This window comes from Variovorax sp. GW821-FHT09B01 (assembly GCF_059418345.1).
On the sequence record NZ_JBWKPQ010000002.1, the window covers coordinates 581,405 to 607,077 of the forward strand.

The window sequence follows — 25,673 nt, forward strand, 5'->3', positions numbered from 1 at the left end:
GCGTAGGCTGGAACGCACGGGCGTTTCCGGGCCGAACCGGCAGCGGCGGCCTGTCGGGAAAGGTCCGATGTGCCACCGACTTCGCCCCGCCTGTCCGACTTCCGAAAGGAGACACCGATGACCACCCTGAAACCCGCCACCGAACTCGCCGCCGCCGCGAACCGCCCCTACCCCAACGACAGCGCGGCCTACCGCCAGGCCCGCACCGCCCTGCTCGCCGAGGAGATCGAGCTGCGCCGCCACGTCGAGCGCGTGGCCGCCCAGCGCCGCGAACTGCCGCTGGGCGGCGAGCCGCCGCCCTACCGCTTCCGCGACGAGAACGGCCGCACGGTCGGGCTCGACCACCTGTTCGGCGACCACGACACCCTGGTCACCTACTTCTGGATGTACGGCCCGCAGCGCGAACGGCCCTGCCCGATGTGCACCGCCTTCCTCGGCGCGCTCGACGTGCCGGTGCGCGACATCGCGCAGAAGGTGGCGTTCGCGGTGCTCGGCCGCTCGCCGGTGGCGCGCCAGCTGGCCTTCGCGCGCGAGCGCGGCTGGCGCAACCTGCGGTTCTACGAAACGGTCGGCGACGACTTCGCGCGCGACTACCGCGGCCTCGCGCCCGACGGCAGCGAATGGCCGGCGCTCGACGTCTGGGTCCGGCGCGAGGGCCGGGTGCATCACTTCTGGGCGCCGGAGCTGGCCGAAACCGCCGACCCGGGCCAGGATCCGCGGCTCGCGGTCGATCCCACGCCGCTGTGGAACATCCTCGACCTGACGCCGGCCGGCCGCGGCAGCGACTGGTATCCGCGGCTAGAGTACTAAGCCCCGGGGAGGCCCGCGGCCTCTCCTCCCCTCCTCTTCCCTCGCGCCTTGCCGCCGTTCCGGGGCCGGGCGGGCGGCCGCGCGCCGCCCGTCCCGTCCGGTCGAAGACAATGTCAATTGTTCGTTCACAACTACGTTCGAAATGAAAACTGCTGCCGCGATCGACACCGCCGACTTCGAGCGCCTGCTGAGCCGCAATATCAAGCTGCCGCTGCTCGGGGGGCTGTTCGGTGCCGTCGTCTTCGTCGCCCTGATCCTGTACCTGCTGTCCACCATCGCCTGGGTCGAGCACACCGACCAGGTGGTGCGCAGCGCCAGCGAGCTGCAGCGCCGTTCCATCGACATGGAAACCGGCATGCGCGGCTTCCTGATCAGCGGGCAGGACCGCTTCCTCGAGCCCTACGACGCCGCGCTGGCGCGCGTGAAGACCGACACCGCGGCGCTGCGCCAGCTGGTGGGCGACAACCCGCAGCAGATCGAGCGCGTCGACCGCATCGGCTCGCTGCAGGGCGCCTGGAACGAGTTCGCGGCCGACATGATCGCCGCGCGCCGCAGCGGCGGCGACTTCGAGGCCGCCGTCAAGCTGGGCCGCGGCAAGCGCCTGACCGACGACATCCGCAACGAGTTCGACAACTTCATCAACACCGAGCAGTCGCTGCGCTTCCAGCGCAACGCCGAGGTCAAGCGCACCAGCTGGATGGTGGTGGGCCTGTTCCTGCTGTTCACGCTCACCTTGAGCGGCCTGGTCGCCTACTTCGGCCGCCGGCAGCTGGTGCGCCTGTCCGAGAGCTACGACGCGGTGCTGCAGGAGCAGGAGGCGCACACCGAGCGCCTGACCGAGCAGGCCTGGCTGCGCACGGCCCAGACCGAGCTGGTCGGCGAGCTGGTGGGCGAGCTCAGCGCGGCCGACATGGGCCGCAAGATACTGGCCTTCTTCTCGCGCCACCTGGGCAGCACCGTGGGCGCGCTCTACGTGCGCGAGCGCCATGGCCCGCTGCGCCGCGCGGCCAGCTACGGCTTCTCGGTCGAGGCCGAGAACGCGCAGCAGGTGTTCTCGCCCACCGAGAGCCTGGTGGGCCAGGCCGCCGCCGAGAAGCGGCTGATGCTGATCGATCCGGTCGAGGCCGACTACCTCAAGGTCAACTCGGGCCTGGGCGAGATGCGCCCGCGCGCCGTGGTGCTGCTGCCGGTGGCCAACGACGGCGTGTCCAACGGCGTGGTCGAGCTCGGCCTGCCCGGCACGCCCGACCAGCGCGCGCGAGACCTGTTCGAGGTGGTGGCCGAGGACATCGGCACCTCGCTGGCCGCGGCGCGCTACCGCGAGCAGCTGCAGGACGTGCTGGCCGAGACCCAGCAGCTCAACGAGGAACTGCAGGTGCAGCAGGAAGAGCTGCGCACCGCCAACGAGGAGCTCGAGGAGCAGTCGCGCGCGCTGCGCGCCTCGCAGGCCATGCTCGAGAACCAGCAGGCCGAGCTCGAGCAGACCAACAGCCAGCTGTCCGAACGCACCGAGGCGCTCGACCAGCGCAACATGGCGCTGCGCCATGCCCAGCGCGACCTCGAGGAACGCGCCGACGAGCTGCAGCGCGCGAGCCGCTACAAGTCGGAATTCCTCGCCAACATGTCGCACGAGCTGCGCACGCCGCTCAACAGCGCGCTGATCCTGGCCAAGCTGCTGGGCGACAACCCGCAGGGCAACCTGAGCACCGAGCAGGTGAAGTTCGCCGAGTCGATCTATGCCTCGGGCAACGACCTGCTGGTGCTGATCAACGACATCCTCGACATCGCCAAGGTCGAGGCCGGCAAGCTCGACCTGGTGCCCGAGGACACGCGCCTGGACCGCCTGGCGCAGGGCCTGGAGAGCACCTTCCGCCCGCTGGCCGACGAGAAGCGGCTGAGCTTCCGCCTCGAGCTGCATCCGGCCGCGCCGGCCTCGCTGGTCACCGACCGCCAGCGCGTGGAGCAGATCCTCAAGAACCTGCTGTCGAACGCGCTCAAGTTCACCGAGCAGGGCGAGGTCTCGCTGGTGATCTCGGGCACGGCCGACGGCGGCGCCTCGTTCGCCGTCTCCGACTCGGGCATCGGCATCGCGCCGCACCAGCAGGAGGTGATCTTCGAGGCCTTCCGCCAGGCCGACGGCACCACCAGCCGCCGCTACGGCGGCACCGGCCTGGGCCTGTCGATCTCGCGCGACCTCACGCAGCTGCTGGGCGGCACGCTCAGCGTGCAGAGCGAACCGGGCCAGGGCAGCACCTTCACCCTGCACCTGCCGGCGCAGGCACCGCAGGCGCCCGCGCAGCAGGAGCCGGCCGCCGCGCCATCGCGCGCCGTGGGTTCCGCGCCGGCCCGCCTGCCCCCGCGCGCGCCGGTGCCCGCCGTGCCCCCGGCCCCGGCCGCGCCGGCCCCCGTGGTGCCCGCGCCGCAGTTCGCCGACGACCGCGCGCTGCCGCGCGACCTGCAGGTGCGGCGCGTGCTCGTGATCGAGGACGAGCCGCAGTTCGCCCACATCCTCTACGACCTGGCGCACGAGCTCGGCTACCGCTGCCTGGTCGCGCACGGCGCGGCCGACGGCTTCGCGCTGGCCAGCGAGTTCGTGCCCGACGCAATCCTGCTCGACATGCGGCTGCCCGACAGCACCGGCCTGGACGTGCTGCAGCGCCTGAAGGACTCGCCGCTCACGCGCCACATCCCGATCCACGTGGTCTCGGCCGCCGACAACGCCGAGGCCGCGCTGCACATGGGCGCGATCGGCTATGCGCGCAAGCCCGCCACGCGCGACGAGCTCACGCGCGTGTTCGCGCGGCTGGAGGAGAAGCTCACGCAGAAGGTCAAGACGGTGCTGCTGGTGGAGGACGACGACCTGCAGCGCCGCAGCGTGATCCAGCTGATCGGCGACGACGACATCGAGATCGTCGACGTGGCCTCGGGCGAGGAGGCGCTAGAGCTGCTGCGCAGCCGCATCTTCGACTGCATGATCACCGACCTGAAGCTGCCCGACATGCAGGGCAGCGAGCTGCTCAAGCGCATGGCCTCGGAGGACATCGTCTCGTTCCCGCCCGTGATCGTCTACACCGGGCGCAACCTCACGCGCGAGGAGGAGGCCGAGTTGCACCGCTACTCGCGCTCGATCATCATCAAGGGCGCGCGCTCGCCCGAGCGGCTGCTCGACGAGGTGACCCTGTTCCTGCACAAGGTCGAGGCCGAACTGTCGAGCGAGCGCCAGGGCATGCTCAAGGCCGCGCGCGGACGCGACCGGATCTTCGAGGGCCGCACGGTGCTGCTGGTGGACGACGACGTGCGCAACATCTTCGCGCTCACGAGTGCGCTCGAGCAGCGCGGCGCGAAGGTCGAGATCGGCCGCAACGGCCGCGAGGCCCTCGAGCAGCTCGACCGCGTGAAGGAGATCGACCTCGTGCTGATGGACGTCATGATGCCGGAGATGGATGGCCTGGAGGCCACGCGCCACCTGCGCGCCGATCCGCGCTTCGCCAAGCTGCCGGTGATCGCCATCACCGCCAAGGCCATGAAGGACGACCGCGAGCAATGCCTGGCCGCGGGCGCCAGCGACTACCTCGCCAAGCCGGTGGACCTCGATCGCCTGTTCTCGCTGCTGCGCGTGTGGATGCCGAAGATGGAGCGCCTGTGACCGGATCGCCGCCGCCCTCGCCGCCAGAACGGCCGTCGACCGGCCGCCCGGTCCTGCCCGCCTCGCCCGCCGTGCCGGGCGCGATCGCCGCGCCGCCGCAGCCGCTGAGCGACACCGAGATCGAGCTGCGCCTGCTGATGGAGGCGATCTACCTCAAGTACAGCTACGACTTCCGCGACTACACGCTGGCCTCGCAGAAGCGCCGCGTGCTGCACGCGCTCACGCAGCTCGGCCTGCCCTCGATCTCGGCGCTGCAGGACCGGGTGCTGCGCGACGCCGCGCTGTTCGGGCGCCTGCTGCAGTTCCTCACCGTCCCGGTCAGCGAGATGTTCCGCGACCCGGCCTACTTCCTGGGCCTGCGCCGGCACGTGGTGCCGCTGCTGCACACCTATTCGTCGGTCAAGGTCTGGGTGGCGGGCTGCAGCACCGGCGAGGAGGTGTTCTCGCTCGCCATCCTGCTGCGCGAGGAAGGCCTGCTCGAGCGCACGCAGATCTATGCCACCGACATCAACCCGGCCTCGCTCGAGAAGGCGCGCCAGGGCATCTTTCCGCTCGAGGCGATCCGCGGCTACACCGCCAACTACCAGCGCGCGGGCGGGCTGCGCGCGTTCTCCGACTACTACACCGCGGCCTACGACGCCGCGCGCTTCGACCCCTCGCTGTGCGCCGACACCATCTTTGCCGACCACAGCCTGGCCACCGACAGCGTGTTCGCCGAGACCCAGCTCGTGTCCTGCCGCAACGTGCTGATCTACTTCAACCGCGAGCTGCAGGACCGCGCGCTCGGCCTGTTCCACGAGTCGCTGAGCCACCGCGGCTTCCTCGGCCTGGGCGCCAAGGAGAGCATCGATTTCTCGGCCTACGCCGAGCGCTTCGAGCCGCTGGCGCGCCCCGAGCGCATCTACAGGAAGGCCACGTGAGACAGGCGCTGCCCTCCCACCTGCGCCGCCGCGTCGAGGCGGTGGTCATCGGCGCCTCCGCGGGCGGCATCGACGCGCTGCTCGCCCTGCTGATCGGCCTGCCCCTGGTCAGCCGCATCCCCAAGGTGGTGGTGCTGCACCTGCCCGAGGGGCACGACAGCCGGCTGGCCGAGGTGTTCGGCGAGCGCGTCGCCATGCCGGTGCGCGAGGCGGCCGACAAGATGCCGCTGGTTCCCGGCACGCTCTATTTCGCGCCGCCCGGCTACCACCTGTCGATCGAGCGCGATCGCTGTTTCTCGCTGAGCTGCGAGCCGCCCGTGCTGTTCTCGCGCCCCTCGATCGACGTGCTGATGGCCTCCGCGGCCGACGTCTACGGCGCCGGCCTCGCCGGCGTGTTGCTCACCGGTGCCAACGACGATGGCGCCGAGGGCATGGACCGCATTCACCGTGCCGGCGGGCTGACCGCCGTGCAGGATCCCCAAGAAGCCCTGGTTTCCGTCATGCCCAACGCCGCCATAGCGCGCCATTCGCCCGACTTCGTGCTGCCGCTGCGCGATCTCCACACCCTGCTGATGCACCTGGAGACCGCTCATGGAAATTGACGTCGAAAGCAAGCTGCTGATCGTCGACGACCTGCCCGAGAACCTGGTGGCGCTCGAGGCGCTGATCCGCGCGCCCGGGCGGCCCGTGTTCCGTGCCCAGTCGGCCGAGGAGGCGCTGACGCTGCTGCTCGAGCACGAGTTCGCGCTCGCCATCGTCGACGTGCAGATGCCCGGCATGAATGGCTTCGAGCTGGCCGAGATGATGCGCGGCACCGAGCGCACGCGGCACATCCCGCTGATCTTCGTGAGCGCCGCCGGGCGCGAGCGCAACTACGCCTTCCAGGGCTACGAGAGCGGTGCCGTCGACTTCCTGCACAAGCCGCTCGATCCGCATGCCGTGATCAGCAAGGTCAACGTGTTCGTCGACCTGCACCGTCACCGCAAGGCGCTGCGCCACGAGATGGAGCTGCTGGCCCACGCGCACCGCAAGCAGGAGGAGCTGGTGGTGCAGCTGCAGGTCACGCAGCGCGAGCTCGAGCGCGCGGTGCGCATGCGCGACGACTTCATGTCGATGGTCTCGCACGAGCTGCGCACCCCGCTCAACACCCTCTACCTCGAGGCCCAGCTGCGCCAGCTGCACGTGTCCAAGGGCAATCTCGCGGCCTTCACGGCCGACCGCCTGCCCGCGATGATCGAGCGCGACCAGCGGCAGATCCGCAACATGGTGCGGCTGATCGACGACATGCTCGACGTCACGCGCATGCGCAAGGACGCGCTCTCGATCCAGCCCAAGCCGACCGACCTCGCGCAGCTCGCGCGCGCCGTGGTCGAGAACCTGCGCCAGCAGGCCGAGGCCGCCGGCTCCGAGATCTCGCTGCAGGCACCGGCCGAGCTGCCGGGCGTGTGGGACGAGTTCCGCATCGAGCAGGTGCTGACCAACCTGCTGACCAATGCGCTGCGCTACGGCGGCGGCCGGCCGGTCGAGATGGTGGTGGCGCAGGTCGGCGCCGGCGAGGACGGCTTCGCGCGCGTCAGCGTGCGCGACCGCGGCATTGGCATCGCGGCCGAGGACCAGGCGCGCATCTTCGAGCAGTTCGAGCGCACCGAGCACAGCCGCAAGCATGCGGCCGGGCTCGGCCTGGGCCTGTACATCACGCGCCAGATCGTCGACCTGCACGGCGGGCGCATCGGCGTCGAGAGCGCGCCGGGCGAGGGATCGACCTTCAGCGTCGAGCTGCCGCTGGCCGCGCCGCGAGGATCGGCACAACCGTAGGCTTGCTCCTACCCCACGCGCGGCGCGGTGCCGGGACAATGTTCCATTCCGGACATTTTCAGAAAACCAAAGGCCGCAAAGGCCACCAAGGACCGACCGCCGTGAACGTGCTGATCGTCGACGACAACGAAGCCGCAGCCGACCTGCTGCAGGAACTGCTGACCCTGCAGGACCACACCGCCCGCTGCACCTACACCGGCCAGCAGGCGCTGGACGCCGCCGCCGCCGAACGCTTCGATGCCGCGCTGATCGACCTCACCCTGCCCGACATCCCCGGCACCCAGGTCGCGCGCCGGCTGCGCGAGACCGAGGCCCAGGGCGCGCCGAAGCTGCTGATCGCGATCTCGGGCTTCTCGGCCGCCGATGCCGGCGCCGCGGGCGGCCCCGACGGTCGCAAGCTCTTCGACCACCATCTGCAGAAGCCGATCGACATCGGCGCGCTCGAGGACATCCTCGCGGCCGCGGGCTGAGGCCTTTTTCCGCGGCCTTAGCATCGCGGCCATGCGCCGCTTTCTTCCCTCCGCCCTCCTCGCCCTTGCGCTGAGCGCGCTGGCCGCATCGGCCGCCGCGCAGTCCCCCGACACCGTTCCCATCGCGCCCGCCGAGCGCGACCGCCTCGTGGCCCGCACCGCCGAGCTGGTGCAGGCCCATTACGTGTTGCCAACGCAGGCCGATGCCATCGCGGCCCACCTGCGCGCGCGGCTGCGCGACGGGGCCTATGCGGGCATCGAGACGGCCGACGCGCTGCGCGCGCAGCTCGAGCAGGATCTGCAATCGGTGAACCAGGACAAGCACCTGCTCGTGGGCTTCAGCCGCGAGCCGCTGCCGAAGCCGGCCGATCCGAAGGCCGCCGCGGCATCGCAAGCGCAGCTGGCGCGGCAGTATGTGCGCCACAACCACTGCTTCTACAAGGCCGAGCGCATGGCCGGCAACGTCGGCTACATCGACCTGCGCTGTTTCGACAAGCCCGAGGCGCTGGCGGCGACCGCCGCGAGCGTCTTCGGTTTCCTCGCCCACACCGATGCCCTGATCGTCGACCTGCGCCAGAACGGCGGCGGCTGGCCCGCGGGCGTGGCCCAGGTCAGCAGCCATCTGCTCGAAGGCAAGGTGCACCTCAACGACGTGCTGCATCGCGAAGGCCACCGCGTGGAGTCGCACTGGACCCGCGCCAGGCTGCGCGGCCCGCGCTACCTGAACCGGCCGGTCTATGTGCTGACCAGCAGCCAGACCTTCTCGGGTGGCGAGGAGTTCGCGTACAACCTGCAGGCGCTGAAGCGCGCCCGCATCGTCGGCGAACGCACCAAGGGCGGCGCCCATCCCTCCAGGAACCATCGGCTGAACGATCACTTCGAGGTCACGATCCCCTTCGCGCGCTCGATCAACCCGATCACGCGCACCAACTGGGAAGGCACGGGCGTCGTGCCCGACCTGCCAGCCGGCGCGGACGAGGCGCTGGGCGTGGCGCACCTGGCGGCGCTCAAGGAGCTGGTCGGCAAGGACAGCGATCCCGCGACCGTGGGCGATGTGAGCGCGGCGATCGAGGCGGCGGAGGCCGCGGCGAAACGCTGAGCTATCGGGCCTTGGCTGCCGCGCCGGCGGCTGGCTTCGTCTTCGGTGCGGCCTTCCTGACGGCGGCGGCATCTGCCTTAGCCGAATCTGGCGCTGCCGGCTTGGCGGCTTTGCGCGCGGCCTCCATGCCAAGGCTCAGGTACTTCCGGAAAAGATCGTTCTTGCTGGTGCGCCCGGCGAACGCCTCGTTGCGCAGCAGGTCGTCCACTTCCGGATCGATGTAGACCGTCCGAAGGACCAGGTTTTTGGACGTCATGACAAGCTCCTAGTGGCTGAAGAGATCGGGCCACGTAGCCCGCTCCTCATTTTAGGCGACATGTACAGGTGTACGTACATGGTGGTGTATGGATGTTCAGATGTAGGCACCGAGGATCCGGTCTGCCATCGCCCCCAGGACCATCAGGCTCCCGTAGCCGGGTCCGATATGGCTCGAGACCATCGGCGCGTGCAGCGGCGGATAGCCTTTCCAGGGGCCGCCGGTCAGCGAGAGGTTCTTCGACATCGCGCGCTCCCACCTTTCCCGCTGCGGCTTGGCGGGCTTCGCCGCCGCCTGCGGCCATCCCTTGATCATCGACAGGAACCACCACGGGTCGAACCCCGTGGCGTCGATCAAGAGAGAGGGACGCAGCTGGACCCTGGTCTTGTCGCCGCGTTCCACCGACAAGGACCATTGTTCCGCCGAGTCCGCCTGGATGCTTTCGGCCCGCCCATCGAGCATGGTCAAGCCCGAGGCGGTGGCAACCCGGTCCATGACCGTCGCCCAGACCACACCCCGGTTGAGCCGATCGAAGAAGGCTCGCCGGCTCTCCTTCGACAGGGTTTCCCAGACGGTCTCGTCGCTGAAGAGCCTGTTCTCGAAGACGCTGTCGACACGCGTGTACAGCGAGGCCTGGCTCGCGACGATCACGATCCGCCGGTCCCTGGCACCTTCTCCGATCAGCCAGGACAGAACCGCGGCCGCCGTGCCTCCCGCCCCGACGATGACGATCTCCGCGTCGTCGTCGCCGCGCTTTCCCATCGCCTTCAGGCAGCGCCTGACCTCCTCGGCACGTTGCCAGAAGTCCCGTCCGTTGAAGAGGTTCATCGAAGGGGTGGTGAGACCGCGCTTCTTCACGATGCCGATCTGACGCGCCGGACCGGGTCCCGTGACGACCACGCCATGGAACCGCGTCTTCTCCAGCATCGGGCGATCGGTGCCTTGCCGACTGCGAATCCGCCAAAGGTCGTCGTCCTTCGCCAGTTCGACGACCTGTGCCTCGACCGTGGGCCTGGAACTGGAAGACGCCACCACCCACGACAGATAGTCGGCGTAGCTGGCGTGATACGGCGGCTTGCGTCCCGCATCGAGCCAGGTGCGGAAGCCATGCTCATAGCCGCTCGGCCGTTCGTGCAGGAAGCGCCCCCAGGAGTAGTCGGCCGCCATCCGCAGGTCGACGTCCTTGCCGAACAGCGACGAGTACGGGTAGCCGACGTCGCGCTCGGCCAGCGTGCACAGGCGCTGCTCGCCATCCGTGTAGCCGGCACGGCCCCGCCAATGCGCCCCGATGCCATCGGGCTCGAAGATCGTGATCCGGACGTCCAACCGCCCCGTCTCGCGAAGCACCTTGGCCTTCGCCGTCAGCGCGGCCGCCTTCGGCCCGCCCCCGATGACCGCGAGTTCGATCGGGTCGCTGGCATTTCTTTTCTCGTGTGCCGGGATGACCGCCATGTCCGAGTGCCCTCCTCCTTGCATGCGACAAGGCCGGCCCCACTCCCTCCGGCTCGTCAGGCGCCCAGCATACCCAGCCTTCCGCGCCTCAACTCGCCGTCAGCACCTTCAACGTCAGCTGCAACACCATCGGCTGCCGCATGTCCCGCGGCGGCGGCTCCGACAGCGGCTGCGCGGTCAGCAGCTGGCGCAGGTCGGCATCGGCCTGCGCATTGCCCAGCGAATCGAAGGCCACGCGCTCGGGCCGGCCGTCGGGTGCGACCCACACGCGCACGATCAGCGGCGGCGGCGGCAGGGTGCGGCCCTCTTCCAGCAGGCGCTGCTGCATCCAGGCATGCAGGCGCTGTACGGTCTCGTCGGCCGGGTCGCTGAGGCGGCCCTGGAACTGGTTGCCGGCCAGCTCGGCATAGCTGATCCAGTGCTGCGGCACCGGTGCGCGCGCCGAGGGCGCGGGCTGGGCCTGCACGGGCATGTGCACGGCGGCCAGGCCGAGGCCGGCGAGGCCGAGCGCGCGGAACAGGCTGGCCCAGGGCCGCGGCGCGGCGGCGGAATGACGGTGCGAGGGGAACATGCGTTCTTTCGGGGAAAGTTCTGAAAATCGGTGTCGGCTCAGCCGCACAGCACGCCGACCGACAGCGTGGCGGCGCGCGCGGCCGGCGACTGCTGGGGGCCGAGCTGCGGGGTATCGCTCTCGCTGTAGGCCACGCCGTTGTCGCGCAGGAAATGCTTGATGCGCGCGGCCGTCTCGGCGCGCACGCGCGTGGAGCCCGCGGCCGCGCCGCTGCCCGACAGGCTGGGCAGCCGGCTCAGCGTGCCGCCGCTGGCGCCGGGCGCGGCCGCGATGCGCTCCACCACCACGCCCAGCAGCAGGCCGCCGGCGTCGAGCACCGCGCTGCCGCTGGCGCCGGGCTTGGCGCCCGACAACAGTTGCAGGCCCTCGGCGCCCGGCACGGTCAGCGCGTTGCCGAGCACGGCCGAGCGATCGGCCATGCGCTGCAGCGGGCCGTGGGCTTCGGAAAACACCGAGATCGTCGCGGCCGGCAGCACCTCGCTGCGCGGGAAGGTCGCGCCCAGGTAGGGCTTGATGTCGCTGTGCAGCACGGCGATGTCGAGGTCGGCCAGCGGGCTCGTCACGCGCACCGTGGCTTCGGCCACGCGCCCGTCCTTGAGCACGAACAGCGAGCGGCAGCCGGTCACGGCATGGCGCGCGGTCAGCACGTCGCCGGCTTCGTTGAGGAACACGCCGCTGGCGTTGCCTTCGAGCCCGCGCGCGGGCTGTTCATCGGCCGCTTGGGCGGCCGGCCACGCCAGCACGGCAGCGGCCGCGCAGGCGACAGCCGCCATGCGGCGTGCAAAGCGTAGGGAAGTCATCGCCATAGAGACGGATGAGCGGGCCGCCGAATGCGCTTTGTCACGCAAGTTTCACGAAACTCTTCCCGCGCCTAGCGGCCGCGCGCGCCGGCGCCGCCGAGTTCGGCCAGCCGCGCGCGCTCGGCCGGCGTGAGCTTCGCGAGCTGGGCCGCGTCGAGCGCGCCCTGCCCCAGCATCTGGAACGGACTGGCCGGGTCGTAGCGCACGCTGCGCTGCGCGGGTGCCGCCGGCGCGCCCGTGGCACCGCCGGACGGTGCCGGCGCGGGCGCCGGTGCCTCGTCGCCGAAGCCCAGCACGCGCACGGTGAACACCGAGGGCAAGGCCTGGCGTGCGCTCGCGCGTTCGCGCTGCATCACGTCCTGCGCCGCCATCGTGGCCTGCGCGGCGGCGGCACTGGCATTCGTGAGCGCGCCGACGTTGACCGAGGCCACCACCGGCAGTCCGGCCGACTCGCCCTTGACCTGGATGTTGGCGGCGTTGACCACCTGCAAGGCTGCGAGGTTCACGTTGCCCGAGACGCGAATCCCCGCCTCGCCCGCGTCGATGGTCCCGAGAGGCGCGATCAGGTCCACGTCGCCCGGCGGCACCTCGGGAATCGGATCGAGCGTCGCGATGCCGGCCCCGGTGCTCGGCACGTTCGGCGACAGCTTCACGTTGCCCAGCGCGTCGTACTCGCGCTTGGGCGGCGTGTAGACCAGCGTGGTCTTCGAACCGCGCCCGGCATTGATGTCGCCCGTGGCCGACCAGCCGAGGATGTCGCCGCCGAAGGTAGTCATGATGCGCGACAGGCCCAGCAGGATGCTGCCCTCGCTGTAGATGTCGATGCTGCCCTCGCCCTGGGTGATGAGGCCGGCGGGGCTCACGCTTCCCACGCTCGCCGGGGTCACGCCCTCCACGCCGACGATGGTGCTGCCGCCGGGCGTCAGGGTCTGGATGTCGCCCCCCACCACGGTGCGGATGCCGGCGTTGCCGGTGCTGCCCTGGTAGAGCGTGAGGCCGCCCGCGCGCGCGATCGGCTGCCCGTTCGCGTCGCGCTCGGGGAACAGCGCCGCGATCGCGTTGCGCCCGCGCAGGTAGCTGCCGTAGCGCTTGCTGTCGGGGTCGTTGTACTCGCGCCCGCCGGCCGTGAGCTCGGCATAGAACACCGCGCGCACGAACACGCGCTGCTGCTCGGGCGGCAGCGCCTGGAAGTGCGCCAGCGCATCGGTCGGCGACGAAGCCGCGTAGCCGAAGCGTTCGCGCAGCCATTGCGCGAGCTCGGCGTCATAGGTCTTCACCACCTTGCCGGGCTGGTCGGCCAGCGCCGCCGAGGGGTCGATCGCGCGGGCCGGGTCCAGGTACTGCGCCGCGAAGCCCGCGAAGTCGCTCGCGCCCTGCCCGCGCGGGCCGGCGCCCAGCCCCGCCTGCACCACGATGTCGGCCCCGGGGCGCCGGTCGCCGAGCGCGATGGCGCCCAGGCTGGTCAGGCTGGCGCGGTTGCCCTGGTAGACCTGCCCGCCCGCCGACACCTCGAGCGTGCCGGGGCCGGCGATGCTGAAGTTGGTGTAGAGGATGTCGCCGCCGGCCGCGATCATCGAGATCTCGGCCGGGTCGCTCTGCACGATCAGGCCGCTGCTGTTGACGATGTCGCCGCCGGCCAGGATGCGCAGCGGCTTGGAGGCCAGGTAGGTCGGGATCGGCGCCTCGCCGTTGCCCAGGCTCACGTTCTGCAGGCTGCCGATCTGCACCGCCAGCACGTCGCCGTCGACCGCATAGATGTGCGAGGCCACGCCGGTGCCGGCCATGCTGGCGTCGCTCACGGTGTTGAGCCCGAAGTTGAACAGCGTGCCCCCCGTGCCGGTGTGCGCGGGGATGTAGTCGGCGAAGCTGTTCTGGTACATCGCGTCCCACTCGTACTGCTGCAGCTTGCTGGCGTTCCAGTAATTGGTGGCGGCCAGCGGGTTGCTGGGGACGTCGCGCAGCATGCGCCAGCCCGGGCGCAGCGGCGTGACCATGCTCGACAGCGCCGTGCCCAGCGGCCCGATCGCGTTGTGCCCGAAGGTGACGGAATTGGTCGCGTCGCCGCTCACGAGGTCGCGCGCCAGCAGGTCCAGGTGGCCGACGGGCGACGGCATCATCTGGCCGGCACCGGGGCTCTCGGTCGCGTAGTAGATGCTGCCGCCGGCCGCCACCGCGCTCAGCGTGGCCGGCATGATGTTCGTGCTGCTGCTCACGTCCTGGATGTTGGTCACGGGATCCATGTTCGGCATGCCGAAGGGCGAGACGTTGCCGCCCGCGGAGAACAGGTCGAGCGCCGTGCGGTCGGTCCACAGCGTGAACCAGCTGGCGGTCGGGCCGCTCAAGCTGCCGTTGCTGGCCTGCGTCTCGACGCGCTCGCCCGCGCGGCCCGCATCCACCACCGCGCCGATCGCGAGGTCGCCCAGCGTCTCGATGCGCAGCACGCCGTCGCCCGGCGCGAAGTTCACGACGCCGTCGCGCTGCCCGCTGTAGGGCGTGTGCGGATCGACCGCGCGCGGGTCCTGGCTGTTGGGCGTGGCGAAGTTCTTGAGCACCACGCTGCCCACGTCGGCGGCCGCCATGCGCGTGTCGCCGCGCAAGTTGGCATACAGGCCGGTGCGGATCTGCCCGCCGGCCGAGACGTCGAGATTGCCGCCGCCGGTCTGCGCCAGCACGCCGCCGTCCGCGACACGGCCGGTGCTGCCCACCGCGACCAGCAGGCCGCGCGTGAAGGAGCCCGTGGTGCCGATGTTGCCGCCCGCGTGCACGCTGGCATTGCCGCCGCCGAGCGTGCCCATGCCGGCGAAGCCGCCGAAGCCCAGCCGCGGCTGCGCGAGGGTCGGCCAGCCGTCGATGGCATAGCTGCCGAAGTTCAGGCCCCAGGCCGTGCGCTCGCCGATCTCGGCGCCGCCCTGGCGCCACAGCCACTCGCCGGTCGACAGGGTCTCGGGCTGCAGGTAGCCGAGGATGTCGCCCTGCGCCGAGAGCGTGAAGTCGCCGCCGTTCTCGGTGAACCACAGGCGCTGCGCGGGCAGCGTGCGCTCGTAGTCCGCGTTGCCCGCGCCGAGCACGCTGCCGTCGGGCAGCCTGGCGCGTGGCGCGTTGTAGCCCGAGTCGTTGCCGGTGCCGGCCACCGAGGTGCCCGCGGTGTACACGCCGAACAGCGACTCCTGCCGGTAGCTGCCGCCGGCGTAGAGCTCGAGGTCGCCGGTGCCGGTGCGCACCACGCTCGGCGCCTGCACGGTGAACTGCGTGGTCGTGCCGGCCAGGTGCAGGTCGTCGAGCACCAGGTTGCCGCGGCCGGCCAGCTGCGCGGCGCCCTGCAGCCGGCGCGTGTCGGCGGCGCCGAGGTCGGCCCCGCTCACCAGCCGGATCGAGGCCGACAGGCTGCCCGCGGCCAGCATCTGCGACGCGGCCCACAGGCGGCCGGGCTCGGCGCGCGGGCCGCTGAGCAGGATGTCGGCGCCGCCCGGCGCGACCGTGGTCAGCACCGTGCCGGCCGCGACCGTGATGGTGCCGGCCAGGAAGCCGTTGTAGATCGTGTCGCCCGGTCCGTAAGTGCCGTAGTCGTCGCTGATCGAGCCCGACACCACGACCGGGTAGTCGCCCGAGAAGATGCCGGGGAACACGTACCAGAAATCGCCCCAGGTGGCGTTGAAGGGCACGCTGACCGTGACGTCCTTCGGCGCCGGCTGGTTGGTGAACAGCACCTGCAGGCGGGTCTGCCAGCCGTTGTCGTCGGGCGTGGCCGGCGGCGGCGCGAAGCCGTCGTTGATGCTGCCGTGGATGTTGAGGTCGCCGCCCGCGCGCAGTGCCAGCGACATCGGCTCGCCCGCGCCGTAGCGCGCAGAGGCCGGGTCGCGGTCGGCCGCGGGGCCGTAGCGGTAGCCCGACAGGTCGAGGTCGCCCTTGACCGTGAGGTTGCCCGTGGGCGTGCTGCTGGCGATCTCCACGCCGGGGCGCAGGTGGAAGGCATCGCCATAGGCCGTGAGCCCGGCCATGCGCGCGCGCAGGTCGGCGTTGCCGCGCGCGGCGGTGTCGAAGGCACGGCTGTCGCTGTCGATGCGGTCCAGGTAGTCCTGGTCGACGATCTGGCCGTTGGCGTCGTCGGGGTCGGGACGCGCATTGGTGTAGCGCGCCACGCCATTCAGCGCGATGGCCTGTGCGCCCTTGATGTTCAGCGGGCCCGCGGCCGCGATCGCGATGTCGCCGCCGGTGGCGTTGGCCGGCGCATCGGGACCGGTGGCGCTGGGGCCGGTGCTGCCCAGGCGCGGCGCATCGATGTCGAGATGGCCGCGCGCGATGCCGTCGGGCGAGCGCAGGTCCAGCGTCGCGCCCGGCTCGAGGCGCACCGTGCCGCCGGTGCTGCCCAGCGCGATCTTCGCGCGGTTCGACGCATCGACGGGCACGCCGTAGCTGTCGCTGACCAGCGTGGTGGCATGGGTGTCGAGCACCGCGCCGGCCGCCAGCGTGAGGTCGCCGCTGGCGTTCAGGCGGATGCTGCCGGGCGTGGCGCCCGAGGCGTCGATGGTGCCGTTGACCGTGAGGCGGCCCGCGTCGGTGGCGATGCTCACCTGCCGCGCGCGCACGCCGTCGCCCACGTTCAGGTCGCCCTGCTTCACGACGAAGCCGCGCGCGCCGAAGAAGGCGGCATCGTTGAGGTGCGCATTGAGCGCCGCGAAGTCGGCGTCGGAGATGGCGCGCGTCGTGAGGTCGAACTTGCCGTCGTCGAAGCCGGCGCCGCCGCCCGCGCCGAACAGCGCGCCGGCCAGCGTCACCGTGCCAGCCCTGGCGTCGAGCGTCAGCGAACCCGCGTCCTCGTGCGCGGCCGACACGTCGATGCGCGAGCCCGCGGCCTGCGCGATGCTGCCGTTCTTGCTCGTGAGCGTCGCGGCACCACCCCAGCTGTACTTGGTGATGTCGTAGAACTGCACGGCGCGGCCCGACAGGTCGATGCGCGCGCCCTCGCCCAGCGCGATGTCGCCATCGGCCAGCAGCTCGAGCACGCCGCTGGGCAGCGCCACCGTGGTGGCCAGCGACACGCGCCGGCCCTGCAGGCTCAGCGAGGCGCCGAGTTCGGCGATGGCGGCGGTGTCGACAGCGGCCGCGCCCACGGGGGCCGACACCTCGATGTCGCCGCCCGCCACATAGCGCATCGCCGAGCCGGCCTGCCCCGTGAGCAGCGGCGTCACGATCGACAGCGAGCCGCCCTGCAGCGTGCCGTCCGCGTCGCGCGAGCGCCCCACCAGCAGCGCGGCCTTGTTGTTGGCCGTGACGCGGTCGCTCGCCTGGATCTTGACCGCGCCGAAGCCCAGCGCCAGGCGCTCGAGTTCGGCCTGGCGCTGCGGCTGGCTCAGTGCGTCGTAGCCGAACTGCACCGTGCGCGCATCGATCACCAGCGTGCCGCTGCCCGTGCCCGGACCGCCCGGCTGCACCGCCACCGGGGCCGCGCCCGCGTACGGCGTGGTGGTGCCGTTACCCGTGGCGATGCCGTTCCAGACGAAGTCGCGCGTGGCGATGCGCACCGTGTCGGCGTCGCCGCCCAGGCCGTAGAAGGCCGGCGTGTTGAACACCAGCTGCACCGGCGAGTCGCCGGTGTCCAGCGTCAGCGCGCCGTAGAAGTTGAAGGCGCCGCCGGCCGTGAGGCTCAGCCGCTCGAGCGCCGGCACGCCGGTGCTGGCCGAGGGGCGCAGCAGGCGGTCGAGCGTGCCCTGGGTCAGTTGCCAGCCCGGCTGCATGGCACCGGCGGCCTGCGCGGCCGCGAGGCTCGCGGCGGTGCCGATGTTGATCTGGTCCTGCGCCACCGTGAGATAGCGCGCGCCCAGGTTCACGTCGCCCAGCGCCAGCCCGCCGGGCGCGGCGAAGGCGATGGTGCCTTCGCTGAGCACCGTGGCGCCGTCGCGCACCGTGATCCGGCCCGTGCCGAGCGCCGGCAGGAAATCCAGCCAGCCGTTGCTGACTGCGAACACCGCCGGCGAGTACGGGGCGCTCGACACACCGGGTGCATTGGCATAGAGGAAGCCCAGATCGGAATCGACGCCGGGCCGGCCCATGCCGCGCGTGTCGAGCACCGCGCCGCCCTCGACCTCGACCTGGTTGCCGATCAGGAAGATCTGGCCCGCGCGCAAGGTCGCGCCGCTGCGCACGTTCACCAGGCCCACGCCCAGGCCGTTCGAGAAGTACACGCGCGCGCTGTCGCCCGACGAATCCTGGCCGTTGAAGAAGGTGTAGATGCCGCCGATCGCCAGCGTGTCGGCGCGGAAGGCATTGAGCATGTCGGCCGACACCTCGATGGCGCCGGCCTTGGGCTGCGCGGTGCCGCCGACGATGTCGATGGGCTTGTCGCCCAGCAGGTTGACCTGGCCGCGCAGGCCGCCCGGGGCGGCATCCAGCAGCGCCCGGCCCTCGAACTGCAGCGGTGCCACCGCGTCGTTCTGGGCGAAGCTGAAGCGCAGCACCTTGCCGTCGACCGGCAACAGCGGCCGCACGTTGCCGAACAGCGCCGCCTGCGCCTTCGCGAAGTCGGCATAGCTGGTCTCGTTGTATTGCGAGAAGCGGCGCACCGTCTGGCCCGGCGTCACCAGCACCTGGCTCGGCAGGCTGTCGCGGATGCCGGTGCCGGCGATGCCCAGCGTGCCGGTGGTGGCCCACGAGCCGCTGCCATCCGCCAGCGCGCCGGTGGCGGCCGCGCTGCCCGACAGGGCCCCCATGCGCGCACCCACCTCCACGCGGAAGGCACCCGGCATCAGCGCATAGCTGGCGGGCAGCAGCGTGTAGGTGCCGGCGGGCAGGCCCGGCACGCCCGCGCCGACCGTGATCTGCCGGCCCACGGCGGGATCGCCGGCGCCCTTGTCGCGCACCACCGGCGCATAGGCCGAGGCGTAGCCGGGCACGATCGCATAGACCGCGCTGCCCTTCGCCGCGGGCGCATAGGCCGCGGGATTGGCATTCGCCAGCGCCGTCGTCAGCACGTCCACCGAGCCGCCGCGGCCGGTGATGAAGCCCGCGCCGCGCAGGTCGCCGCCGCCCGAGAGATCGAGCACCGAGCCCGGCTCGGCCACCACCGAGCCGCCGCCGAGCGAGATGCCCTGCGCCAGCACGTAGGAATCGCTCGGCGAATTGGAATTGAGCCGCTGCGTGAAATTGCCGCCGAGGCTGAACAGCGTGCCGTCGGTACCGCGGTAGGTCAGGCCGTCCTGCGTGCCGCCGTAAGGCATGGTCAGGCCCGCGGCGCTCACCGAGCTCAGGCTGCCGTCGCGCAGCACCAGCTTCATCCAGGGCAGCGCCTCGGGATTGGCGATGACGCTGTTCATCCAGGCCGGGCCATAGAGCGAGCCGCCGATGTCGTTGAGCCCGATCGTGCCCAGCGGCGCGCGCACCACGCCGCCCTGGTCCAGCGTCGGGCCCATCAGCACCAGCTGGCCGAACACCGAATCGGGCACCGGCGCAGCGCGACCGTTCGAGCGGATCACCAGGCTGCGCGCCTGGTCCCAGACATTGGAGGAATTCGGCAGGCTGGCCTGGCCCGCGATCACCACGCCGCGCTGCCCGCTCACTGGATAGAGCTGCGCCGCCTCGATCAGCAGGTCGCCGATGACGATGAAGGCGGCATTGCCGAGCCGGATGTCGCCCTCGCTGCGCAGCGTGACGGCCGCGAAGCCGTCGGCCTCGACGGTGCGGCTGGCGCTCGGGCCGCTCGGCGTCACGGAACCGTCGCCATAGCCGGCGACGACGCCCGACTGCATGCGGCCATAGATGTCGATCAGGCCCGCATCGAGCGTCAGCGCGCTGTCGCCGTGCGCCGGGCGGCCCACGGCGCGGCCGCCGATGATGATGCCGGGGCTGAAATAGCCCGAGGCGCCGTCCCAGCTGCCGCCATCGAGCCGGATGTAGGGCGCGGCCAGTCGCACCTTCGCATCGGGCGTGGCGTCGGCCACCGTCAGGAAGCCGTTGCGCAGGTTGAGGCTGCGGCCGAGCTGGAGGTCGATGTCGCCGTCGAACAGCAGCAGGTCGTGCGCCGAGAGCGTCAGCGCATCGAAGCCGCCCGCGCTCACCCGGTCCGCCGACAGCACCGCCGCGCCGTACTTCAGGCCCGCGTCGGCCTGGCCCGGCGCGAGGCCGTCGGCCAGACCGCCGGGACGGTAGTGCTGCGTCAGCGTGATGTCGTGCATCGTCTGCACGGCGTCGGAGAGGTTCTCCACACCCGCGAGGTAGCGCCGGTTGGCCATCTCCAAGGTCAGCGAGCCGCCGGCCGCGCCGGCGCCGCCCGCGCGCGCGACCAGCGTGCCGTCGATGACCATGCCGACGTACGAATGCAGCCCGATGCTGCCGCCCGCACCGGCCAGCGCGAGCGGCCGCGCGGGCACGCCGGCGGCGCCGCCGGCCGAACCATCGATCTCGGCATAGGCACCCGAGGCGTCGAGCACGGCACCCGGCCGGATCACGAGGAAGGAATCGGACAGGCCCAGCTCGATCGAGCCGCCGTCGGGCGCGACGCCATAGGCGCGGCCCTGCGCATCGCGCGCCACGTAGGCGCGCGCGGCCGCGTCGAGCACCGCGTTGTCGCCGATCCAGACCGAGCGCGTGGTCGAGGCCTGGTAGCTGAACTGGGAGGTCGGCTGCGAGGCGATCGAGATGGCGCCGCCCCAGGCGTCGAGCCGGCCGTCCACCGTCAACTGGCCGCCGTTGCTCCACAGCGTGATGGCCTGGCCCGGATCGACCGCGATGTGCGCATCGGTGCCCACCGTCAGCGGCGCGAGCAGGCCCGGGCCGGCGATCCTCGAGCCCGCGTCGAACTCGATGCTCGCGCCGCCGCGCTGCGCGAGCCGGGCGTGCTGCGCATCCTCCTGGTAGAGCGGCGGCGTCCACACCGGCAGCGCGGTGGCGAGCCGGCTGCCGCCGGGCAACGCCTGCAAGCCGTCGACGTCGGTGCGCAGCACCGGCATGGCGACCTCGATGCGCGTGCCCGGCACCACCACGAGGCCGTCGCTCGCCGTCACCACGTAGTGCGAGAAGCCGGTCTGGAACAGCGTGGGCGACAGCGTGCCCGTGGGTGCCACGGCGACCGACCGCGCCAGCACCGCGCCGGCGGCGAGCGAGCTGCCGGCCGCCAGCGTGAACGGCATGTCGAGCACGCTGCCGGCGTTGTAGCGCACCAGCGTCGGCACGATCGGCAGCCCGTCCGGGAACACGTCGGCGGGAATGGTGACGCCGACCGGCAGGAAGAAGCCCTGGGTCACCGTGGTGCCCGCGGGCACGGTGCTGCCGATGCGATGGAGAACGCCATTCGAATCGAAGAGGTTGAACGGCACCACCCAGTCCGCCTCCAGCACCAGCGGCGCATTGCCCGGGATCCGGATCTCGACCTGCTGGCCCGTCACGGTGTAGCCGGCCGGCCGGCGGGTCAGCGTCACCGTGAGATCGATCGGCGCGATGTCGCCCGCGACCAGCTGGTAGTCCTGCAGCAGCCGCAGGTTGACCGGCGCGGCCTGCCCGGCCGCGAGCAGGCCGTCGGTGTCGAGCGCCTGGCCACCGATGCCGACGGCGGTGCCCGAGCGCACGTCGAGCGTGCCGCCGCCGTTGACGCCGAAGGCGCGCAGCTCGCCGGCCAGCGTGAGCAGCGCGGTGGGGTCGGTCGCGGTCGAGTTGGCGTCGGTCACGTAGCCGGCCGCCAGCGTCACGTCGCCGCCCTGGCCGCCGCGCAGGGCGCCGTTGCGCAGCAGCGCCGCGCCCGAGGACACGTCGATCGCCGCGCCCTGCGCCAGGGTCACGTCGCCGGTGCCGCGGATCGACACGCTGCCGCCGTCCACGTAGGGCAGGCCCGCGTCGTCGCGCGGATCGGCCAGCAGGTTGGTCCACAGGCCGCTCGCGTCGAGCGTGGCGCCCGCGGCCACGGTGGTCCGCGCACGCTGGCCCGCCGCGGGCGGCAGCGCGATGCTGATCGTGGTGCCCTGGCCGGCGACCGAGGGCAGCACGTTGCCCAGCGCGATCTGGCCGCCGCGCGCCACGAGATCGGCGTTGATCTCCACCTGCGGCGCATACAGCGCGATGCTGCCGCCCGGCACCACCGCGAGCGCCGCCTCCACCGTCAGGCTGCGCGTGCCGCCGGCCATCAGTTGCCCGAGCTTCCAGCCGTTGACGCGGTCGCTGTCGACATGCAGCACGTCCTCGAGCGCCTGCGGCAGCGGCCCATCGGGCGCGATGCCGTCGCCCAGCGCCGGCTGCGCGGTGCCGAACACGACCTGGCCGAAGCTCGGCGTGAAGTTGTGGAACACGCCCTGCGGTCCGTTGGTCTTGTCGGCGTTGAATACGGTCGTGTAGTTGCCGAGGATCAGTTGCGCGGCAAGCGCCGCGGCATCGTGCGACTGCGCATAGCCGTCGATGCCACCATCGCGCTGGATCGTCTGGCGCGGGCCGCGGTAGACCGTCGTCGTCAGGTCGCCCTCGAGCACGGCGGCACTGGTCGAGACGATCAACTGGCCCGCATCGCGGCCCACCGTGTAGCCGTTCTCGAGCCGCTGCTGCGGCCCGATCAGCGGGTTGTAGAAGAAGCCCGTGGTCTTGTCGCCCCAGCGCTTGTGCGCGTCCTCGTAGCCCTTGTAGAGGCCCGTGTACTGCACATCGGCGGGTGCGCTCGAGACTTCATAGAGCCGGCCGTCGGCCCCCTTGAGCCAGCTCTGCTTGATCATCCCGGTCTGCACGTCCAGCGTGCCGCCCGAAAGGTTGATGTTCGAGCCCGCCTGCGCGACCAGCTCGTTGCCCGCGAACACCACGCTGCCGCCCTGCGCGCCCCACTCGCCCACCGTGTGGCCCTGCAGGCCCAGGTAGCCGCCGACCTCGAGCAGGCCGCCCGGCGTGTACCAGCGTTCCTTGTCATAGCCGCCCACGCCGGCCGCCACGCGCAGCAGCTTGCGCCGGTCGATCCACACGTTGCTGTTGTTGAGCATCGTGGTGTCGCGGTTCAGCGGTGCGTCGCGCTGCTCGTTGCCCTGGATGTTGATCTCGACGTTGTTCGAGGACATCGCGACCTGTACGCCGACCGCGCCCGAGACATCGAGGCGCGCGCCATTGGCCACCGTGCTGCGGCCATTGCTCGCGGCCACCGCGATCTGGCCGCCGGTGGCCAGCGTGGTCGAACCGCCCTCGAACACCACACCGCCGCCCGAGACGATCTCGATGCGCGACTGGTCGCGGCGGTCGTCGAGCCGCGCGAGGTTGTCGAAGCCGCCCGAGGCCGCGGTGCGGCGCGCCAGGTCCTGCACGGCGGAGTCGGCGATCAGCGCGTCGCGCTGGCTGTCGAGTGCGGTGCGGCCGTTCTGGTCGTCGAGCAGGATCGCATTGAGACCGCGCGAGGTGACGGTGACGCTGCCGAGCTTGTCGCTCGCCGAGTTCAGCAGGTGAATCGTGCCGCGCGTGTCGACCGTCGTCGTGGAAACGGCCACGCCGTCCTGCACCACCTTGCGGCCCGCGAGCGTGATATCGCCTTCGGGCGCCTGCAGCAGGCCGGTGTTGGTGACCGCGCCCGCCGAGCTGTCGGCATTGAACTGCGGCGCGACCTCGTTGCCACGCGTGGTCGCGTACTGGTTGCCCGTGGTGCTCTGGCCGGGCCGCACGATGAAGAAGTCGCCGGCGGCCATCTGCACCTGGCCGCGTGGCGTGGTGATGGTGCCGGCGTTGACGACCTCTTTGCCCAGCAGCAGCGCATAGCCACCGCCTTGCGTGACGGTCGTCGGCACCGTGGTGTTGATGCGCGCACCGGCCTGCACCTCGACCTTGCCGTTGGCATCGGTGAAGCTCGGTGTGTAGGCCCCGCTCTCCTGCGCGCTGTAGATGCCGCGCGCCTTGAACTGCTCGTCGCTGATCTTGGCGGCGGCCGCCACGAGGTTGCGCGTATCGGTCTGGCTCGAGCCGCTGAACACGATGCCGTTGCGGTTCGCGATCAGCACCGTGCCATCGGCCTTGATCTGCCCCTGGATCTGCGAGGGCCGCGCCTGCGGATCGTTGACGCGGTTGAGCACCGCCCAATCGGCCTGCTGCTTGAAATCGACCGTGGTGCGCTTGCCGACGTTGAAGGTCTCCCAGTTGAGGATCGCGCGATCGCCGGTCTGTTGGATCGTGATAGTCGTGCGGCCATCGGTGCCTTGCGATTGCACGGGTGCCTGCGCATTGAGCCAGCCTGCGCTCAGCGAATTGGTGTCGACGCGAAGACCACCGTCTGCGAGGCCATCGGGCACCGACGAAGGATCATCCAGCGCCGCCTGCCGTGCAGCGGCTTGCGCGGCCTGCTGCGCCGCGATGCTCTGCGCCGCAAGGTTCAGATTGCTGAGCGAACGCTGCAACTGCTCGCGCGCCTGCTGCTGTTGCGCGCTCGGCGTGTTGAGCGACGACACGGGCAAGCCATTGGGCAAGCGCCCGGTGGCGATCGCCTGACCCTGCGCGATGTTCTTCTGCGCCATCCAGGCGGCACTGAATGCGCGTTGCTGCGCATGCGCCGCGCCCGCCGCGCCGACCGCGATGACGACGGCGACGGCATGGGCCAGGGGTGCGAGGCGTCGCGGTCCGGTGCGGCGGCCAGGGCGTGCGGGGAACGCGGGCTTCACCGGGGCAGGATGGAGGGGCGGCATGACAGGAATCTTTCAGTGGCGTTTCGAATGGACAGGAAGCCATGCGATGGCTTTGCCCATAGACGAATGCCGACGACGAAAGCTGTACACCTCGCCGCGCATCGGCAGCGAAGAACGCCGCCTCAGTGCAGGATCACGATGCCGCCAGGCAGCGCGGTGAGCTCGAGCCGGAACAGCCGCTGGATCTGCGCCAGCGCCTTGTCGAGGTCATGGATGTGAAAGCGCCCGCTGACGGGCTTGCCCGCGAGCCCGCTGCCCAGCAGCATCACGCGGCCCGGCCGGTAGCGATTGATCTCGTCGACCACCTGCGCGAGCGCGGTGCGCTGGAAGCGCAGCACGCCCTCGCGCCAATCGGAACGCTCACCGGCCTCGATGCTGCGCACCGGCTGCGGCTGGCGGCCCTCGTACACCAGTTCCTGCGCGGCGCGCAGCGCGAGCGACTCGGCGCCGAGCGTCACGCGCACCTGGCCTTCGAGGCAGCGCACGCAGACGCTGTGCGCATCGGTGTGGCGCACCTCGAAGCGCGCGTCGACGGCCTCGATGCGCCCGAGCGCCGCGCTCACGGTGAAGGGCCGGCCACGCCGCGTGGCATCGACCGCGACCTCGCCGCCGATCAGCTCGATGCCGGCGGTCTCGCCCTGCGCGGCCTGCAGCGCGATGCTGCTGCGCGTGTTCATCTCGACCGTGAGGTCGGGCGCGAGCGCGAGGCTGCGCTGCTCGCCGGTGCCGGTGCGGTAGTCGGCCTGCCAGCTCTCGGGCGCGGGCCACAGGCCCAGCGGCGGATGCATGACGACCACGCCGGCCGCGACCGCCGCGGTGGCGATGCCGGCACCCAGGAAGGCGCGGCGCGGCAGCGTGCGCACGGCCTGCGCCACCGGCCGCGGCGCGGCGCGCAAGGCCGCGAGCGCGGGATCGTCGGCACCGGCCAGCGCGGCCGCGCCGGCCATGTCGCGCCACAGCCGGTGGGCGCGGCCGAAGGCCTGGGCATGGGCTTCGCTGAGCGCGCACCAGCGCTTGAGCGCGCGCGCATCGCGGGCCCGCGCGCTGCCCGAGGCCAGGCGCTGCACCCAGGCATGGGCCTGGCGCTCGAGGGCCTCGGCATCGCGCGGCGGCATGGGGGACGAATCGGACACGTTCAACGGCCTCGCAAGGAACCAACACCGGGCCGCGGCGCGCCTGCGCGCGGCGCCCTCTTCTTCCAGACGTTTGTCGCG

At 71.5% G+C, this 25,673-nt stretch carries 13 protein-coding genes; 7 read left to right on the forward strand and 6 right to left on the reverse strand.

Going from position 1 to position 25,673, the window contains the following annotated elements:
* The first annotated feature begins 117 nt into the window (after window positions 1-117).
* The 7 genes from AC07RV_RS09845 (at window position 118) to AC07RV_RS09875 (ending at window position 8,760) form a co-directional block, all read left to right on the forward strand.
* Complete coding sequence (locus AC07RV_RS09845; protein WP_296782546.1) at window positions 118-810, forward strand: DUF899 family protein; 693 nt, start codon at window positions 118-120, stop codon at window positions 808-810.
* Window positions 811-952: 142 nt separating this feature from the next.
* The gene (locus AC07RV_RS09850) at window positions 953-4,456 is read left to right on the forward strand and encodes a response regulator (protein WP_296782545.1); all 3,504 of its coding nucleotides are present in this window, start codon (window positions 953-955) and stop codon (window positions 4,454-4,456) included.
* A gap of 53 nt (window positions 4,457-4,509) precedes the next feature.
* Complete coding sequence (locus tag AC07RV_RS09855; protein WP_281078289.1) at window positions 4,510-5,376, forward strand: CheR family methyltransferase; 867 nt, start codon at window positions 4,510-4,512, stop codon at window positions 5,374-5,376.
* The gene (locus AC07RV_RS09860) at window positions 5,373-5,978 is read left to right on the forward strand and encodes a chemotaxis protein CheB (RefSeq protein ID WP_208511741.1); all 606 of its coding nucleotides are present in this window, start codon (window positions 5,373-5,375) and stop codon (window positions 5,976-5,978) included. Before AC07RV_RS09855 ends, AC07RV_RS09860 begins: the two co-directional genes overlap by 4 nt.
* Window positions 5,968-7,191, forward strand: a complete 1,224-nt coding sequence (locus AC07RV_RS09865) for a hybrid sensor histidine kinase/response regulator (protein WP_296782544.1) — start codon at window positions 5,968-5,970, stop codon at window positions 7,189-7,191. The genes AC07RV_RS09860 and AC07RV_RS09865 overlap by 11 nt, the downstream gene beginning before the upstream one ends.
* A 101-nt stretch (window positions 7,192-7,292) precedes the next feature.
* Entirely contained in the window at window positions 7,293-7,661 is a 369-nt protein-coding gene (locus AC07RV_RS09870) for a response regulator (RefSeq protein WP_177239277.1), read from the forward strand.
* 31 nt (window positions 7,662-7,692) lie between these two features.
* Window positions 7,693-8,760 (forward strand): S41 family peptidase, encoded by a 1,068-nt coding sequence (locus AC07RV_RS09875; RefSeq protein ID WP_296782542.1) that lies wholly within the window; start codon window positions 7,693-7,695, stop codon window positions 8,758-8,760.
* 1 nt (window position 8,761) lies between these two features.
* On the opposite strand, the gene AC07RV_RS09880 is transcribed toward AC07RV_RS09875, so the two are convergent.
* From AC07RV_RS09880 to AC07RV_RS09905, 6 genes are all read right to left on the reverse strand, one after another.
* Window positions 8,762-9,016 (reverse strand): hypothetical protein, encoded by a 255-nt coding sequence (locus tag AC07RV_RS09880; protein WP_296782540.1) that lies wholly within the window; start codon window positions 9,014-9,016, stop codon window positions 8,762-8,764.
* A gap of 96 nt (window positions 9,017-9,112) precedes the next feature.
* Window positions 9,113-10,468, reverse strand: a complete 1,356-nt coding sequence (locus AC07RV_RS09885; protein ID WP_296782538.1) for a SidA/IucD/PvdA family monooxygenase — start codon at window positions 10,466-10,468, stop codon at window positions 9,113-9,115.
* An 88-nt stretch (window positions 10,469-10,556) separates the two neighbouring features.
* Window positions 10,557-11,039, reverse strand: coding sequence for an energy transducer TonB (locus AC07RV_RS09890; protein ID WP_093341889.1), 483 nt, complete (start codon window positions 11,037-11,039; stop codon window positions 10,557-10,559).
* A gap of 38 nt (window positions 11,040-11,077) precedes the next feature.
* Window positions 11,078-11,812 carry a S1 family peptidase gene (locus AC07RV_RS09895; RefSeq protein ID WP_093341888.1) on the reverse strand — a complete coding sequence of 245 codons (735 nt, stop codon included), beginning with the start codon at window positions 11,810-11,812 and terminating at the stop codon, window positions 11,078-11,080.
* Window positions 11,813-11,910: 98 nt separating this feature from the next.
* Window positions 11,911-24,459: a filamentous hemagglutinin family protein gene (locus tag AC07RV_RS09900; RefSeq protein WP_492713617.1), complete on the reverse strand. Its 12,549-nt coding sequence runs from the start codon at window positions 24,457-24,459 to the stop codon at window positions 11,911-11,913.
* 122 nt (window positions 24,460-24,581) lie between these two features.
* Window positions 24,582-25,592, reverse strand: coding sequence for a FecR family protein (locus AC07RV_RS09905; RefSeq protein ID WP_296787984.1), 1,011 nt, complete (start codon window positions 25,590-25,592; stop codon window positions 24,582-24,584).
* Between the last annotated feature and the right edge of the window lie 81 nt (window positions 25,593-25,673).

Excerpts from the sequence above, each read along its gene's own strand:
- AC07RV_RS09865 (WP_296782544.1), top strand. The coding sequence starts at position 5,968 with ATGGAAATTGACGTCGAAAGCAAGCTGCTGATCGTCGACGACCTGCCC.
- AC07RV_RS09890 (WP_093341889.1), bottom strand. The coding sequence starts at position 11,039 with ATGTTCCCCTCGCACCGTCATTCCGCCGCCGCGCCGCGGCCCTGGGCC.
- AC07RV_RS09850 (WP_296782545.1), top strand. The coding sequence starts at position 953 with ATGAAAACTGCTGCCGCGATCGACACCGCCGACTTCGAGCGCCTGCTG.
- AC07RV_RS09845 (WP_296782546.1), top strand. The coding sequence starts at position 118 with ATGACCACCCTGAAACCCGCCACCGAACTCGCCGCCGCCGCGAACCGC.
- AC07RV_RS09880 (WP_296782540.1), bottom strand. The coding sequence starts at position 9,016 with ATGACGTCCAAAAACCTGGTCCTTCGGACGGTCTACATCGATCCGGAA.
- AC07RV_RS09885 (WP_296782538.1), bottom strand. The coding sequence starts at position 10,468 with ATGGCGGTCATCCCGGCACACGAGAAAAGAAATGCCAGCGACCCGATC.
- AC07RV_RS09875 (WP_296782542.1), top strand. The coding sequence starts at position 7,693 with ATGCGCCGCTTTCTTCCCTCCGCCCTCCTCGCCCTTGCGCTGAGCGCG.
- AC07RV_RS09895 (WP_093341888.1), bottom strand. The coding sequence starts at position 11,812 with ATGGCGGCTGTCGCCTGCGCGGCCGCTGCCGTGCTGGCGTGGCCGGCC.
- AC07RV_RS09900 (WP_492713617.1), bottom strand. The coding sequence starts at position 24,459 with ATGCCGCCCCTCCATCCTGCCCCGGTGAAGCCCGCGTTCCCCGCACGC.